Genomic DNA, 16,279 nt, shown 5'->3' on the forward strand with positions numbered 1-16,279 from the left:
AATATCCAGCAGTGCCATCGAGTGTGGTTAGTGGAGGCGTTGTCGGCTGTATCCCCGCCCTGAAGGGCGGGGTTTTAGCCTTGCAACTTCCATAAACTTCGACGGTATTCCTTCCCGTTCCACGCCCTTTTAAGCCGGAGACGGCGCTGTATCCGGGTATGACCGATGAGACCACGCCCGTGATCGCGGCCGCGTACCGAACCCCACAGGGGAAAGACGGCGGCGTCTTCGCCGACGTGCGCGGCGAGGACCTCTCGACGCGCCTGATCGACCACCTGCTCGCCGAAACCGGGCTGGAAAGTGCGGACATCGATGACCTCATGTGGGGAGTCGCCCAGCAGCGTGACGAACAGGACAACAACGTCGCCCGCGTGATCGCGCTGCTCTCGGAGCTCGGCGAGGGCGTCCCGGCGACGACGATCAACCGGTGGTGTGCCTCCTCGATGCAGGCGATCATCTCGGCGGCCGACGCGATCGCCGCGGGCAACCGCGAGTGCGTGATCGCCGGCGGCGTCGAACACATGAGCCGCGTGCCGATGGACGGCGACTCCTACGCGCATCTCCACCCGGAGCTCTCCGAGCGCTACAACGTCTTTCAGCTGCAGATGGGGATGACCGCGGAGAAGGTCGCCGAGGAGTACGGGGTGAGTCGGGAGGCACAGGACGCCTACGCCGCCCGAAGCCAGCAGCGAGCGACCGCCGCGACGGAGGAGGGTCGGTTCGACGACGAGATCGTTCCCGTCGAGACCGAGGCGGGGACGGTCACCGAGGACGAAGGGATCCGCCCGGGAACGACCGCCGAGAAGCTGGCGGGACTGTCGCCCGTCTTCACCGGCGACGGCACGGTCACCGCCGGCAACGCCTCACAGATCTCCGACGGCGCTGCCATCACGCTCGTGACGAGCCGGGCGTTCGCCGCGGACCACGACCTCGACGTGCTCGCCGAGGTCGGCACGAACGCGGTCGCGGGCGTCGACCCGACGGTGATGGGGATCGGTCCCGTTCCCGCAACGCGGCGGCTGCTCGACCGCGCCGGCACCACCATCGACGACTACGACCTCGTCGAGCTGAACGAGGCGTTCGCGTCCCAGTGTGAGTACTCCCGCCGCGAGCTCGGGATCGACGAGGACCGATTCAACGTCAACGGCGGGGCGATCGCCATCGGGCACCCGCTCGGCGCCTCCGGCGCGCGCCTCCCGGTCACCCTCCTTCACGAGATGGCGAAACGCGACGCCGACCGCGGGCTCGCGACGCTCTGTGTCGGCTTCGGGCAGGGTGCGGCGATCGAGTTCATCCGGTGAGGTGGCCGTCCGAGTCGCCTCCCGTCGACGCCGACTCACGGACCGGGTCGCCGGATCACGCGTTTTTAGATACCCCGCCGTGGGATGTCCTCCCATGACGTTCACGCTGGGGGTCCACGAGTCCGTCGAGGTGGTGTTTTCACCGGAATCGTTTCCCGACGTCCTCGATGTCCCCGAAGAGTCGGCCGTCGAGACGCGAATTGTGGCACACGATGACGCGACAGCGCTCGACGACCTCGATGCGATCGTGACGTTCGCGTACGACGAGGCGTTTCTCGATGCGGACCTCGAATGGATCCACTCGATCCAGACCGGTGTCGACCGGTTTCCCTTCTCCGACCTCGAGGCGGCCGGCGTCGCGCTCACGAGTTCGACGGGGATCCACGGCGACGCCGTCGGCGACACGGTCGCCGGCTACATGCTCTCGTTCGCGCGGGGACTCCACGTCTACCGGGACGCACAGGTCGACGGTCGGTGGGATCGCACGCCACCCGCACCGCCGTTCTCGCTCGCGGGCGAACGGCTCTGTCTCGTCGGGTTGGGCGTGCTCGGTCGCGGGATCGCCGCGCGGGCGGCGGGGCTCGGCATGGACGTCGTCGGCGTTCGGCGGACGCCCACCCCGGTGGCGAACGTGGACGAGGTGTATGGGCGCGACCGGTTGGCCGAGGCGATCGGTGGGGCCCGGTTCGTCGCGCTCGCGCTACCGCTGACGCCCGAAAGCGAGGGGCTCATCGGCCCGGCCGAACTCGATGCCATGCGTGAGGACGCCTACCTGATCAACGTCGCCCGCGGGCCGGTCGTCGACGAGGAGGCGCTCATCGAGGCGGTCTCGAACGGGACCATCGCGGGGGCCGCCCTCGACGTCTTCGAGACGGAGCCGCTTCCGGAGACGTCGCCGCTGTGGGACCTTCAAAACGTCATTCTCACCCCGCACGTCGCGGCCGCCCACCGCGAGTACGCCGCCCGGGTCGCGGCCATCGTCGGGGAGAGCCTCCGGCGGCGTGAGCGGGGCGAGGAGCTCGCAAACCGGGTCGTGTAGGCTCCTCAGCCCTCGTACCGCTCCCCTCCGTCACCCCTCGTACGTCGCCAACCCGGCCTCGACCCGGTCGAACCCCTCCTCGATCCGCGCCGAGCTGTTCGCGAACGAGAGCCGAAGTCGCCCCCGGCCGGCCTCGCCGAAGCCGTCGCCGGGCGCGAGGACGACGCCGTGTTCGGTGAGGAGGTGTTTCGCGAGCGGGAGGGCGTCGCCGTCGATGTCGGGATCGAGAAAGGCGTAGAAGGCCCCCTCCGGACGGGGACACGAGAGCCCGTCGATCGACTCGACGCGATCGACGACGAGGTCGCGGCGGCGTTTGAAGGCCCGATACATCTCCTCCGCGGGCTTCTGCGGCCCAGTGAGCGCGGCGATGGCGGCGTGCTGTGCGATGTTCGAGGCGCAGGCGGTCGTCGACTCACGGACCTTCACCACCTCATCGATCAGATGGGTGTCGCCCGCGAGCCAGCCGAGCCGCCAGCCGGTCATCGCGTAGGTCTTCGAACAGGAGCCGACCGTGAGGACGTGTTCCGGACGATCGGTGTAGCCCGCGATCGCCTCCGGCTCGCGGTCGTAGGTAAGTGCGAGGTAGACCTCATCGGCGATCACGTAGGCGTCGTGGTCGGCGGCGGCCTCGACGACGGCGCGGCAGGCGTCGGGATCGAAGACGCGGCCGGTCGGGTTCGAGGGCGTCGTCAACACGACCGCCCCCGTCTCCTCGCCCATCGCCTCGATCATCCGATCCGCGTCGAGGTCGAAGCCCGCTTCGGCGGGCATGGGGACCTCCCGGAAGCGACCATCCGCGAGGCTCGCTTGCGTCGCGTAGTTCGGCCACGTTGGGCCGGGGGCGACGACCTCCTCGCCCGGCGAGACGCTCGCGAGAACCGCGAGGTGTAACGCCTCCATCCCGCCGACGGTGACGACGATCTCCTCGCGGCCGTAGGCGACGTCGTAGTCGGCGGCGAGCCGCTCGCGGATCGCGTCGCGACACGCGGGCAGTCCGGCGTTCGAGGTGTAGCCGGTCGCACCCCCGCGAGCGGCCCGCATGGCGGCGTCGATGACGTGGTCAGGGGTGTCGAAATCCGGCTCGCCGACCTCCAGTCGGACGAGGTCGCCGTCGTGACGCTCGGCCAGATCGAACATCACGCGAATGCTCGACCGCTTCGTGCGACGGACGCGGTCGGTTGGGGTGGGCATGGTGGGGAAACGTCGATCCGCAGCAAAAACGATCTGCTATCGGAAATCGCCGTATCGGGCACGTCCGTCCGTGGCGGACGGCCCCTCGTGCGGGTCGGTCGCTTACCGCTCGGGGTCGACGACGAGGTCGGTCGCGATCCACGCGTCGGTGTTCCCGTCCTCCAAAAACACGAGGCGCTCCGGGCGCGTCCGGCTCACCGTCACGGTCGGCCGATCGTCGTCGACGGACGGCTCCGTGACCGCGTCCCGCTCGCCGTCGGTTCCGATCCCGTCTCCGGTACTCATTGTCATCCGTTCGGCACGGCGGGGGAATATAGGTTTCGGTCGGCCTAAACTACTGACGATCCCGATCCGATCGCCGACATCGGAGGCCATTAGGCGTCCCCGGCCATCCCCGTTGGTGATGACACCGTCGCTTTTCACGCCGCTGTCGCTGCGCGGAACGGAGGTCCCGAACCGAGTCATGCTCTCGCCGATGTGCCAGTACTCCGCGACCGATGGCCTCGCGAACGACTGGCATCGGGTTCACCTCGGCTCGCGCGCCGCCGGCGGTGCCGGGCTCGTAATGACGGAGGCGACCGCCGTGAGCCCCGAGGGGCGGATCACGCCGAACTGTCTCGGGATCTGGTCCGACGCCCACGCGGATGCCCTCGCGCCGATCACGGCGTTCATCCGTTCACAGGGGTCGATCCCGGGCATTCAGCTCGCCCATGCCGGCCGAAAGGCCTCCCATCGTCCGCCCGCGGAGGGTGGTGACGGCATCCCCGCCGACCACGAGGACGGCTGGGTGACCGTCTCCGCGACCGACGAGCCGTACCCCGAGGAACGTGAGGTCGCCGTCGAACGCCTCGATACGGCGGGGATCGAGGGCGTGATCGGGGAGTTCACCGCGGCCGCGGAGCGCGCGCTCGAGGCCGGCTTCGAGGTCGCCGAGGTCCACGCCGCCCACGGCTACCTCCTCCACCAGTTCCTCTCGCCGGTCACGAACGACCGTGAGGACGGCTACGGCGGCGATTTCGAGGGACGAACCCGGCTGCTTCGGGAGGTCGTCGGGGCGGTCCGCTCCGTCTGGCCCGACGGGAAGCCGGTGTTCGTCCGGATCTCCGCGACCGATTGGCTCCCCGACCGCGACTCGTGGGACCTCGATGACTCCGTCCGGCTCGCGCCGCTGCTTGTCGAGGCGGGCGCGGACCTGATCGACGTCTCCAGCGCCGGGATACACCCCGACCAGCAGCTTCCGGACACCGGCCCAGGGTATCAGGTTCGCCATGCCGAAGCGATCCGGACCGAGGGCGAGGTTCCCGTCGCCGCAGTCGGCGGGATCACGGAGCCGACCCACGCCGACGCGCTCGTGCGCAACGAGCGGGCCGACCTCGTCGCGCTCGGCCGGGAGCTGCTCAGACATCCTCACTGGCCGCTTGAGGCGGCACATGAACTCGGCGAGGACGTCGAGTGGCCGGTGCAGTATCGTCGCGGTCGATTCGACTGAGCGACCCGGGCCCAAACGGCCGGCCCGCTCGATCGGACCGGCCGGCCTTTTTATCCGTTCGACGCGAAGGACCGTGTATGAGTTCCCGTGACCGCCCGCGAGACGACGACCTCGAGGAGCGGCTCGACGAGTTGGAGGACGTGCTCGCCGAGCTTCGCCGCGACCTCAAACGGGACGCCCGTGACCGTCCCACACGCAACCGCCGGACGCGTCCCCGCTCGACGGACCGACGGGATCCGCCCTTGCCGCCCCGTCCACCCCGATTTTCGGAGCTGCTGCGGTTCACCGAGCAGTACACCATTCCGACGCTCATCGCCCTTCTGGAGACGACGATCAAGTCGCTGGAGCTGTTGCGTGGGACCCTCCGGCTCGCGGACCCGGGTCGCGGCCTCGACCTCGACGACCGCTCCGGCGACGCCGTCGACCGTCTCGCCGACGTTCGTGACGGCGCGAGCGCCGGCCTCGCCCGGTCGCTCTCGGAGCTTCGGACCGCGCTTTCGGAGGCGGATCTCCCCGAGGACGCCGCTTCGCGGTCGATCATCGAGGACGCACGCGATCTGACCGCCGAGATCGAAGCCCGGATCGAGGAGGGTCGTCGGACGGCCGACCGTGCGCGCGACGGCCGGGACGGACGTGATGGGCGGAACGGGCGGGACCGTCGCTTCGATCGTTCCGACCGTCCCGACCGCGGCGACCGACGCGGAGGCGAGGACGACGTCGTCAGGATCGACGTGCTGGACCCCGACGAGGAACGCGACCGCGCCGACGAGTCCGATCCCGACGATGGCGGGGATGCCGAGACGACCGCCGACCCGGAGCCCAAACCCGATCCGACGCCCGAAGTCGACGTGGAGTCCGAGTTGGAGTCGATCAAACGACAGCTCGGGCGGGACGATGAGCACGAGGCCGGCGATGCTGACGGCACGGATGACGGCGATACCGAGGGCGATGGTGCCAGCGAGGACGACGGCGACAGTGCCGGCGGAGACGACGGCGACAGTGTCGGCGGAGACGACAGCGATAGTGCTGAGAAGGACGATAACGACAGTGCTGAGAAGGACGACAGCAAGGACAACGTAAACGGGGTCGATCACGCTCCAAACGGTTCCGCAGAACACAGTGATGCGACCACTGATGACGACGAGACCCCGTCATCCACCGATACCCGGTGAACTACCCTACCCTACTCGCTCACGGCTTTCGCCGTTCTTCCTTGAGGGTAGCGTGAGACCTCCGGTCTCACGGACCATGCGAACGGCGGCTTCGCCGCCGTGAGCAGATAGGGCTTCCTGCTTCCACGACGCGCTTTGCAGATACAGGTGTATCCGCAGGGAGCGCAGTCTCCACAGGCGTTAACGAATCGCGCAGCGATTCGTTCGCACACCAGAAATCAGAGATTTCTGGGGACGTTGATTCGGAGTGTCCCACTCCTACGTCTTCGAGGCCGCGAGAAAGGATGTTCCACGCCGCATTCGCGTCCCTGTCCGCCTCAAACCCGCAGGCGGGACAGGAGTGTTCACGGACCCACAACGGCTTGTCGCTCGAAACGCCGCACGACGCGCACTCCTTGGTCGTCCCTCTCGGGTTGACTGCGACGAAGTGCGTCCCCTCCCGCTCGCACTTGTATTCGAGCAACGAGAGGAACGTTCGCCACGCGGCAGACGCCGTATTGCGGCTGTTCGACGGGCTTTCCATCATCCTCTTCACGTACAGGTCTTCGACCGCTACGAGGTCATATTCCCGAGCGTAGTACGCCGAGAGTTTGTGCAAGAAGTCGCGGCGCTTCCGGCGGAGGTCGGCGTGACACTCCGCGACCCGCCGCCGTTGATTCTCGTAGTTGTTCGACCCGTGTTGCTTCCGCGAGAGCTTCCGTTGCTCGCGCTCCAAGCGGTCGCGTTCGTCTGAGAGGTCGAGCGACCCGACCGCCGTGCCATCGGTGTCGTGGGCGTACTTGAGAATCCCCACGTCGATACCGACGCAGTTCTCGGGGTTCTCAGGCGGTTCGGGCGGTTCTCGGTCCAGTTCGACCCCGAACGTGGCGAACCACTCGCCCGTCGGTTCCTTCTTGAGCGTTACCTGCTTGAGTTTGGCGCTGTCGGGGATAGCGCGGTGGAGCCGAATCGGTATATCCGCGAGCTTCGAGAGTGACAACACAGTCTGACCGCCCTTCTTGTCGAGCTTGAAGCCAGACTGGCTGTAGGTGAAACTGCGGAACTCCCGTGGCGGCTTCCACTTGAGTTGACCGACGCCGTAGCCGTTCTCCTTGAGTTTGGAGAGTCCTTTGAGGTTGTCGAACAGGCGTTCCACGACCGTTTGGAGGACTTTCGAGTACACGTCCGAGAGGCCGTCCCACCACTTCTTGAGATCGGGTAGCTCCGACCGGAGGGTGGTCATGGACGGTAGATCGCCGTGTTCGTCTTGGTACTCGTTGAGACGGTAGAGCGTGTGGTTGTAGAGTTGCCTACAAATGTCTCGGTGGCGGTCCAACTCCTCGCGGTGGACGCCGGACGGCTTGAGACGGTACTTGTAGGCGTAGTACATGACGCTACTCGTGTTTCTCGATGTACTCGTCAAGTCGCTCTCGGATGAACGACGAGAGATTGAGGTGGTGTTCCTGAACCCACTCGTGTTGGTCTTCTCGGAGCGTGATTGTGGTCCGTTTCATCGTATGCATAATATATACTCTACGCACAAAAATATTGCGACTGTGTGGGCCTGTGGGCCTGCCACTGAATCGTGTATGGAAACCGTGCGGCGTGGACGAATCGCTCCGCGATTCGTTCGCACATCAGAATCTTTGATTCTGAGGACGCTGTATCCCCTCCCTGCTCGCGCCCTCGGCGCTCGCTGAGGAAGGGGGCTTAGCGCCTACTTTCAGCTCATAAAAGGAGCGCCGGTAACCCGTCGCTGACGGGCGATTACAGTCGTATCAGCGACCGGTGGTGAACACCGCGTCGTTGGCGGATGACGGTCGTGGCCGGCCGATCAGCCGAGCCGGAAGGAGGGTTCGTCCGGTTCGCCGTCGAGGTCCTCGAGCTGGATCACGTCGTCGTTTTCGTCCTCCAACTGCTCACGGAGGTAGTTGACGTACCGTTTGTGCTCCTCGAGCTGTTCGCGCAGGTGGTCGGCTTCGAGTTCGAGGCGTTCGTGTTCACGGACGAAGCTCTTCGGGACCTCGATCTTCGGCGGGAACGAGGCGCCGCCCTCGCCCATGCTCTCCAGCTCCGACTCGGGGATGACCCGGACCTGACCGTCGTGGGCAACGAGGGTGTCGACGTAGTCGCGGAAGACGGCCGAAAGCGAGATGTCCCGCTCTTCGGCGATGTTACGAAGGGTCTCGAAGGCGTCCTCGTTGACGCGGAACGAGATCGTCTTGTTCTTGTTGCCCATCACCGATCCGTTTGTTACGCGGACTACTTAAGTGTTTGTCAGACGGTGGCAACCGTTCATCGACGATTTTCCCGGAGTATATATAAACACACCACCGTGTGGCGCAGGTGAAACTGTGTGAGGTGGACACACATCTCTGTTCCATGTTCGAGCCGGAAACGTGGACGCGGGACGGCCAGGACGTACAGCACGCGGACGAACGATGGCACAGCCATCGACATACCTGTTCGACCGCGAAAGCGGGATGGTTCGTCCGAGAGAGCAAGTAGTGTCGTAGACCAGCACATATCCCACCTGCGGTACGGGAAGCCCTGTCGTTTACGACGGGGAGGATGTCACTCGAGCGGTGCTGTGGTCGTTCAATACAGACATCCATTGACGGAACGTTTCGCTCAAATGCCGAGGCTATCTTTGATTGCCGAGTCGATTTGTACCATATCTGATGACGGGACAGATCCAATGTTCTTTTTTACACGTTCATTGATATCGACAACCCGGATTTGGCTTAGATCTGCCACTGAATCGTGATCGAGGGCAGTATCCGAAGCCAGTATTTCCACCTCAAACGGGTACGTGTCTCCAGACGTGTACTGCTTTGTGAGTGGCGCGATGATGGTTGTCGGTGAGTACTGGTTCCCGACATCGTTCTGGATGACAACACACGGTCGGCTCTTTCCTTGCTGCTCACTCCCCTTCGTGGGATTCAATTCAACGATGACAATGTCGCCACGGCGTACCTGCACACGTGACTCCAGAATTTATTCGCTCCAGCCGGGCGCGTCACCGAGATGCCCGGTTGCTTCTGAGGATGCTTCTTCCATTTCATCAGCCAACTCACGAGACCGCTCGGCTCTCTTTCGATATCCTTCAGCAAGCCGTTCCTCATCTGTCGGCGGTTTGAGTATGATCTCGTCATTCACTTCGACGAATTCAATTTCATCACCACCTTCGATGCCACGACGGTCCCGCAGCTCCTTCGGAATCGTCACCTGTCCCCGATCTCCGATTTTCCGTTTGTATTCGGGCATATGAATTCATACTTTTTTCATACTCATATAGATGTCGGTGGCATGGTCGTTCAACTCGCAGGCTGATCCTCACACCCAGCCCTCCCCAGCCACACTCTCCTCCGCCTCAGCCCTCCCCAGCCACGCTCTCCTCCGCCTCAGCCCTCCCCAGCCTCGTTCGGGCGGGCCGCCGAGCGGTCCGGCGGCCCGCCCGAACTCCCTCGCACGCGCTCCTCGCACCCGGTGGGCGCTCGGAGGCGCGCGCCGACCGCAAGCGGCCGGATCAGCTGTTACTGGCTTTTTAAACGTATTCGGCGATCGTTTCGATCACCTTCCGCTCGGCTCGACGGAGATGGTCCTCGGCGGTTCGCCGCTCGACGCCGAGCGCCGCGCCGATTTCCGCGGTCGTGATCTCTCGTGGGATCCGGTAGTAGCCGCCCTCGACCGCGGCGAGCAGTGCCTCGCGCTGGCGGACGGTGAGGTCCGGGACGATCCCCGCGGGATCGAGCGTCGGGCCGCCGGTCGCGACGGCGTCGATCCGGCGTTTCGAATCGACGGTCACCGAATGGTCGTCCGCGAGGAGATCCCGATAGACCGCCGAGAGCGCATCGCCGCTCAACGAGAGCACGCGGCAGACGCGCTCGCCGCCGACGTACCGGAGCGGGGGAAGCAGGAGACAGCCGTGTCGCCCGACGTACGCTTCGATGTTGTCATCCCGGCGGGCGGCGAGACAGCCTTCGGTCACCGCGACGCGCTCGTCGCCGTCGACGAGGCTGTCCGCGATCCCGACTGACTCGGCCACGTCGGCGAGGACGGCCGCCGAATCCTCGCCGATCGCCTGCACCAAGTCGCTGTGATCGTTACACCAGAGGTCGACCCGCACGTCGCGACCGGCCGTCGGAATAAGCTGTGACGCATCGCCGACGCGAAGCATCGCTTCGTACATGGGCCGCTATCCGATGCGGAGTATTTAAATGATACGCCATATGGCACACATGTGCTCTCACTCCGGGCACACCTATGACCGGTATGGCCAAGAGCCGACAGCGAGCGACCGATCGGATCGGCGAACCGAGCGAGCAGTGGCGCGACTACCAGGGTTCCCCGACCGGGACCGACATCGAGTGTCAGGGATGGCGTCAGGAGGCCGCGCTGCGGATGTTGAACAACAACCTCGACCCCGACGTCGCGGAGCGACCGGAGGACCTCGTCGTCTACGGCGGGACCGGTCGTGCGGCCCGGTCGTGGGACGCCTACGACGCGATCCTCGCGGAGTTGCGCGAACTCGGCGACGAGGAGACGCTGCTCGTGCAGTCCGGCAAGCCGGTGGGACGGTTCCGGACCCACGAACGTGCCCCGCGCGTGCTCATCGCCAACTCAAACCTCGTCGGCGCGTGGGACAACTGGGAACACTTCCACGAACTGGAGGCCGAAGGGAAGATCATGTACGGCCAGATGACCGCGGGGTCGTGGGCCTACATCGGCACGCAGGGGATCATCCAAGGGACCTACGAGACGCTCGGCGCGCTCGCACGCGAGGAGTACGGGGAGACCGATCTCACGGGACGGGTCGTGGTTACCGGCGGGCTCGGCGGGATGGGCGGTGCCCAGCCGCTTGCGGTGACGATGAATAAGGGGGTCTGTATCGCCGCCGAGGTCGACGAATCGCGGATCGACCGGCGGATCGAAACCGGCTATTGTCAGGAGAAAGCGGCCGACGTCGACGAGGCGATCGAACGCGCGAAGGCGGCCGCCGAGGCCGGTGAGCCGTACAGCGTCGGCGTTCACGTCAACGCCGCCGATATGCTGGAAGGGATGTTGGAACGGGGGTTCATTCCCGATATCGTCACCGACCAGACGAGCGCCCATGATGCCCTTGAAGGGTACTATCCATCCGGACACACCGTCGAGGAGGCGGACGAGTTGCGCGAGCGCGACCCGGACGCCTACCGCGAGGCGAGCCTCGACACCATGCAGCGACACGTCGAGGCGATCCTCGACATGCAAGCCCGAGGCAGCATCGCCTTCGAGTACGGCAACAACATCCGCGGGCAGGTCGAAACGGCACGGGGCGTCGAGAACGCCTTCGCCTTCCCCGGGTTCGTCCCCGCCTACATCCGGCCGCAGTTCTGCCGCGGCAAGGGGCCGTTCCGGTGGGCCGCGCTCTCCGGCGACCCGGCCGATATCCGACGAACCGACGAGGCGATCCTCGAGCTGTTCCCCGAGAAGGAGCACCTCCGCCGCTGGATCGAACTCGCCGACGAGCAGGTCCAATTCCAGGGACTCCCCTCGCGGGTCTGCTGGCTCGGATACGAGACCGACGACGATGGGCTCACCGAGCGTGCTCGTTTCGCGCTTCGGATCAACGAACTCGTCGCCGACGGGGAGATCGCGGCGCCGATCGTCGTCACTCGTGATCACCTCGACGCCGGCTCGGTCGCCAGCCCGAACCGCGAGACGGAAGCGATGCGCGACGGCACCGACGCCGTGGCCGACTGGCCGATCCTCAACGCACTGATCAACACCGCCGCCGGCGCCGACATCGTTGCCGTCCACGACGGCGGCGGCGTCGGCATCGGCAACTCGCTGCACACGAACAACCAGGTCGTCCTCGACGGGAGCGAGTTGGCCGCCGAGAAGGCCCGCGCCGTCTTCACCACGGATCCGGGGATGGGCGTGATCCGCCACGCAGACGCGGGCTACGAGGAGGCGATCGAGGAGGCCGAACGCTCCGGAGCACACGTGCCGATGGCCGAACACGCCGGGGGAGTCACCGGTAACGCTGATGCAGTCGACGTGAGAAACGGAACGAACGATGACTGAAATCGAGCCGACGGATCACCCGATAGCGAACCTCGTTACCGGCGGCTCGGACTGGGAGTCGCCCGCGACGGATCCAAACGACGAAACGTTCGGTGACGTCGTCGTCGGTATTTCGCCCGAGCGGGCTGACGACTCGACGCTCGCGGGCCACGATGTCGTTCTGCTCGGCGAGCCGTTCGACGCCGCGGTGATCGGACGGCGGGGTGCTGCCGACGGCCCGGATGCGATCCGGGAATCGCTCGCGGGTCTCAAACGCCATCGATTCGGATCCTCAACCGATGCGACTGACGCGACCGCGGCGATCGGCGACCTCGGAAACGTCGCTGTCGACCACGGGACCGTCAACTCCGACGACGAGCGAGACGCGATTCGGTCGGCTGTCGAGTCCGTCACCGGCCGACTCCACCGCTCCGAAGCCGTACCGATCGTTCTCGGCGGCGACAACTCTCTTACCGTCCCGAACGTCATGCCGCTCCTTTCGGAGACGGACGCGGACGAGACGGTCGGGGTCTGCAACCTCGACGCCCATCTCGACGTTCGGGAGGTTCAGGAGAAATACACGAGTGGCACACCGTATCGGGAGCTGCTGGAGGCGGGGCTTGACGTCTACGTTGTCGCCGGCGCACGCGACTTCGAGACCGCAGCCAAGTACGCCGAGTTCGTCGACGACCACGACGGAACCGTCGTGACCGCAGATGAGCTCGGTCACCGCCCTGCAGCCGCACGTGACAGAATTCGGACGGCGATCGCGGACGTCGATCACCTGTACGTCAGCGTCGACTGCGACGTTCTCGATGCGACCGCTGCGCCGGGCGTCAGCGCCCCAACCCCCGGCGGGCTCACGAGCCGGGAGCTGTTCGCGCTCATCGACAGTCTCGTCGCGGACCCCCGCCTCCGTGGATTCGAGATCGTCGAGTGTGCGCCCCCACTCGATTCGGGTGGACGAACCGTGGATACCGTCGCTCGTGCCGTCGCGCGGGTGCTCCACGCGGTAACTGGATCGGCGGACACAGAGAGCGGGGGCGTCGGCCGATGAGCCGAGACGTTTCCGGGCCCGATCTCGTCGTCCACGATGCCGCCGAGCTGGTTGTCGGTCCCGCACCGGGAACGACAGACGGTGATCACCCGGGCGCGAACGGGCCACCCAAAGATCCCGATGCGGTCCTCGCTCGGATCGAGAACGGCGCGGTCGTCATCGACGATGGGCGGGTCGTCGCGGTCGGTCCGACCGACGAGGTCGTCCGTGAATATCCGCCCGAGAACGCCCACGCGGCGATCGACGCGACCGGTTCGGCTGTGATCCCGGGCTTCGTCGACTCGCACACGCACGCGGTCTTCGCCGGTGACCGCTCCGACGAGTTCGCCGCGAAGCTCCGTGGACGCAGCTATCAGGAGATCATGGCCGAGGGTGGCGGAATCCTCCGAACCGTGCGCGCGACCCGCGAAGCCAGCGACGCCACGTTGCTCGCCGACCTGCTCGATCGACTGGACGTCGCGCTCGCCGCGGGTGCGACGACCGTCGAGGTAAAATCGGGGTACGGGCTCGACACCGAGACGGAGCGTCGATTGCTCGACGTTATCGCACGGGCAAACGATCGACATCCGGCCCGGATCGTCCCGACGTTCATGGGCGCACATGCCGTTCCGGAGGAGATCGACTCGACCGAGGCGTATGTCGATCACGTGGTTGACGAGCAGCTTCCGACGATCGCCGCGGACGGGACGGCAACCTTCTGTGACGTCTTCTGTGAGGCCGGTGTCTTCTCCGTCGAGGAGTCCCGACGGGTGCTGGAGGCCGGCCGCGAGCAGGGACTCGTCCCAAAGATCCACGCCGAGGAGTTCGAACGGATCGGCGGGGCTGAACTGGCAGCAGAGCTGGGAGCGACAAGCGCGGATCACCTCCTGCAGGCCACCGATACCGATGCCGAGGCGCTCGCGGGAGCGGGTGTCACACCGACGCTGTTGCCCGGCACCGCGTTCGCGCTCGGCACCGACTACGCCGACCCCAGACGGTTTCTCGCGGCCGGCTGCGAGGTCGCCGTCGCCACCGATCTCAACCCGAACTGCTATGCACCCGGAATGGGCTTCGCGGCGACGCTCGCATCGGTCGAGATGGGACTCTCACCTGCCGAGACAGTCAGAGCCTGCACGTACGGCGGCGGGCTCGCGCTGGGGGCAGAACGGATCGACGATCGGACGGTGTCATCCTCGAACGGCTCCGATCCGGTTCCACCCGAAACGGGGACCCTCCGTGAGGGGGCTCCCGGTGACCTCCTCGTGCTCGACGCGCCGACGCATGCACACGTCCCGTATCGGTTCGGCGAGTCGACGGTCGCTCGGGCGGTCGTTGGCGGCGAGCCGGTCTACCGCAGACACTCGGGGGTGAAACGATGACGATGGTGCTCGACGGGGAGACCCTAACGATCGAGGATGTCGTCGCCGTCGCCCGCGAGGACGAACCGGTTCGCGTCGCTGACGCGGCCCGCGAGCGTGTCATCGAATCCCGTCAACGGGTCGACTCGGTCGTCGAGGCCGGCGACCCGGTCTACGGCGTCAACACGGGGTTCGGTGAACTCGTCGACGAGCGGATCGAGCGGGACCGCCTCGTCGATCTCCAGACGAACCTCCTCCGCAGCCACGCCGCCGGCGCCGGTCCAACGGTGCCGCGGGAGGCGGTCCGCGCGATGATGGTGACCCGGATCAACGCCCTCTGTAAGGGATATTCGGGCATCCGTCCGGTCGTGATCGATCTGCTGGTCGCCATGCTGAACGAACGAATCCATCCCGTCGTCCCCTCTCGTGGGAGCCTCGGCGCCTCCGGTGACCTCGCGCCGCTTGCACACCTCGCACTCGTGCTCATCGGCGAGGGCGAGGCGACCGTCGACGGCGAGTCGGCCGTCGACGACGGGGAGGAAACGACCGCACTCGTCGGCGCCGACGCGCTCGCGACGGCCGGACTCGAACCGGTCGACCTCCGCGCGAAGGAGGGGCTCGCGATGATCAACGGCACGCAGCTCACGCTCGGCGTCGCGGCACTCCTCGTCGCCGACGCGGAGCAGCTCTGTCGGGCCGCCGACGCGGCCGGCGCGCTCACGACCGAGGTGACGATGGGAACGACTGCCGCCTGTGCGGAGCCGATCCACCAAGCACGGCCGCACGCCGGACAGGCGGCGAGCGCCCGAACCGTTCGGCGTCTCGCCGCCGACAGCGAGGTCGTCGAGTCACACCGGAACTGTGACCGTGTTCAGGACGCCTACTCGATCCGCTGTCTGCCGCAGGTACACGGCGCGGTTCGGGACGCCGTCGCACACCTCCGCGAGGCGGTCACCGTCGAACTCAACGCCGCGACCGACAACCCGCTGGTCTTCCCCCGAGACGCCCTCGGCGATCAGGCCTCAGGAACCGAGGACGCCGCAGTCGTCTCCGGTGGCAACTTCCACGGCGCTCCGCTCGCCCACCGGCTCGATTACGTGATCGCCGCCCTGACTGATCTCGCTGCGGTCGCCGAGCGTCGAACCGACCGGATACTCAACCCGAACCTGCAGGAGCCACACCTGCCGCCGTTTCTCGCGGGGGCCTCCGGCGTCGAGTCCGGGTTGATGATCGCCCAGTACACCGCCGCGTCGCTCGTCGCCGAGTGTCGAAGCGTCGGCCGGGCGGCGACGGACAACACGCCCGTTTCCGGCGGCCAGGAGGACCACGTGAGCATGAGCGCGACCGCCGCGTTCAACGCCCGACGGGTGCTCCAGCGCGCACGGCAGGTCGTCGGGATCGAACTGCTCTGTGCGGCGGAGGCGGCCGAGTATCTCGATGACGACCTCGCGCTCGGCAAGGGAACGGCGGCCGTCCACCGCGTCCTCCGCGGGGTGGTCCCCGCGCTCGAAGGTGACCGGCGGCTCGACGGGTCGATCAGCGACGTGGAAACCCTGATCGCGGCGGGACTGCTCGACGAAGCGATAGCCGACAGCGTCGAGGATCTCGGCCGACCCGATCGGTGACGGGGTGGGCAGCGGTCGGCCCCCGGGCAGCCGCCTGCTGC

Annotated in this window: 15 protein-coding genes; 8 read left to right on the forward strand and 7 right to left on the reverse strand. The window is 66.5% G+C overall.

Going from position 1 to position 16,279, the window contains the following annotated elements; all coding sequences use genetic code 11:
• Window positions 1-158 precede the first annotated feature (158 nt).
• Together CHB65_RS05475 and ddh are read left to right on the forward strand one after the other, a co-directional pair.
• Entirely contained in the window at window positions 159-1,301 is a 1,143-nt protein-coding gene (locus CHB65_RS05475; protein ID WP_089384059.1) for a thiolase family protein, read from the forward strand.
• Between the two features lie 94 nt (window positions 1,302-1,395).
• Entirely contained in the window at window positions 1,396-2,340 is a 945-nt protein-coding gene (gene ddh / locus CHB65_RS05480) for a D-2-hydroxyacid dehydrogenase (RefSeq protein ID WP_089384060.1), read from the forward strand.
• A gap of 30 nt (window positions 2,341-2,370) precedes the next feature.
• Here the strand turns inward: ddh and CHB65_RS05485 are convergent, their stop codons facing one another.
• Together CHB65_RS05485 and CHB65_RS05490 are read right to left on the reverse strand one after the other, a co-directional pair.
• Entirely contained in the window at window positions 2,371-3,531 is a 1,161-nt protein-coding gene (locus tag CHB65_RS05485; RefSeq protein ID WP_089384061.1) for a pyridoxal phosphate-dependent aminotransferase, read from the reverse strand.
• A gap of 102 nt (window positions 3,532-3,633) precedes the next feature.
• A complete protein-coding gene (locus tag CHB65_RS05490) occupies window positions 3,634-3,816 on the reverse strand; it encodes a hypothetical protein (protein ID WP_089384062.1) in 183 nt (60 codons plus the stop codon).
• A 118-nt stretch (window positions 3,817-3,934) separates the two neighbouring features.
• Here CHB65_RS05490 and CHB65_RS05495 point away from each other — a divergent pair, with 118 nt between their 5' ends.
• A complete protein-coding gene (locus tag CHB65_RS05495; RefSeq protein ID WP_089384063.1) occupies window positions 3,935-5,020 on the forward strand; it encodes an NADH:flavin oxidoreductase/NADH oxidase in 1,086 nt (361 codons plus the stop codon).
• Between the two features lie 77 nt (window positions 5,021-5,097).
• Window positions 5,098-6,192, forward strand: a complete 1,095-nt coding sequence (locus tag CHB65_RS05500) for a DUF7547 family protein (RefSeq protein ID WP_245809907.1) — start codon at window positions 5,098-5,100, stop codon at window positions 6,190-6,192.
• A 67-nt stretch (window positions 6,193-6,259) separates the two neighbouring features.
• Here CHB65_RS05500 and CHB65_RS05505 read toward each other — a convergent pair whose 3' ends face one another.
• The 5 genes from CHB65_RS05505 to CHB65_RS05525 all read right to left on the reverse strand — a co-directional run bounded on the left by CHB65_RS05505 (window position 6,260) and on the right by CHB65_RS05525 (window position 10,363).
• Window positions 6,260-7,561 (reverse strand): RNA-guided endonuclease InsQ/TnpB family protein, encoded by a 1,302-nt coding sequence (locus CHB65_RS05505; protein WP_089384064.1) that lies wholly within the window; start codon window positions 7,559-7,561, stop codon window positions 6,260-6,262.
• Between the two features lie 444 nt (window positions 7,562-8,005).
• Window positions 8,006-8,410: a CopG family transcriptional regulator gene (locus CHB65_RS05510; RefSeq protein ID WP_089384065.1), complete on the reverse strand. Its 405-nt coding sequence runs from the start codon at window positions 8,408-8,410 to the stop codon at window positions 8,006-8,008.
• A 392-nt stretch (window positions 8,411-8,802) separates the two neighbouring features.
• Complete coding sequence (locus tag CHB65_RS05515) at window positions 8,803-9,153, reverse strand: type II toxin-antitoxin system PemK/MazF family toxin (RefSeq protein WP_089384066.1); 351 nt, start codon at window positions 9,151-9,153, stop codon at window positions 8,803-8,805.
• Window positions 9,154-9,168: 15 nt separating this feature from the next.
• Window positions 9,169-9,438 (reverse strand): AbrB/MazE/SpoVT family DNA-binding domain-containing protein, encoded by a 270-nt coding sequence (locus CHB65_RS05520; protein ID WP_089384067.1) that lies wholly within the window; start codon window positions 9,436-9,438, stop codon window positions 9,169-9,171.
• A 280-nt stretch (window positions 9,439-9,718) separates the two neighbouring features.
• A complete protein-coding gene (locus CHB65_RS05525; protein ID WP_089384068.1) occupies window positions 9,719-10,363 on the reverse strand; it encodes a helix-turn-helix domain-containing protein in 645 nt (214 codons plus the stop codon).
• A gap of 83 nt (window positions 10,364-10,446) precedes the next feature.
• Here CHB65_RS05525 and hutU point away from each other — a divergent pair, with 83 nt between their 5' ends.
• Genes hutU through hutH form a run of 4 tightly spaced genes read left to right on the forward strand, consistent with a single transcriptional unit; the run spans window position 10,447 to window position 16,238 of the window.
• Entirely contained in the window at window positions 10,447-12,240 is a 1,794-nt protein-coding gene (hutU, locus tag CHB65_RS05530) for a urocanate hydratase (RefSeq protein WP_089384069.1), read from the forward strand.
• Window positions 12,233-13,276: a formimidoylglutamase gene (gene hutG / locus CHB65_RS05535; protein ID WP_089384070.1), complete on the forward strand. Its 1,044-nt coding sequence runs from the start codon at window positions 12,233-12,235 to the stop codon at window positions 13,274-13,276. The genes hutU and hutG overlap by 8 nt, the downstream gene beginning before the upstream one ends.
• Complete coding sequence (gene hutI, locus CHB65_RS05540; protein ID WP_089384071.1) at window positions 13,273-14,634, forward strand: imidazolonepropionase; 1,362 nt, start codon at window positions 13,273-13,275, stop codon at window positions 14,632-14,634. Before hutG ends, hutI begins: the two co-directional genes overlap by 4 nt.
• On the forward strand, window positions 14,631-16,238 hold the full coding sequence (gene hutH / locus CHB65_RS05545) for a histidine ammonia-lyase (protein ID WP_089384072.1): 1,608 nt from the start codon (window positions 14,631-14,633) through the stop codon (window positions 16,236-16,238). The genes hutI and hutH overlap by 4 nt, the downstream gene beginning before the upstream one ends.
• The last annotated feature ends 41 nt before the right edge of the window (window positions 16,239-16,279 follow it).

Origin of the sequence: Halorubrum vacuolatum (assembly GCF_900188065.1) — an archaeon.
Lineage (GTDB): Archaea > Halobacteriota > Halobacteria > Halobacteriales > Haloferacaceae > Halorubrum > Halorubrum vacuolatum.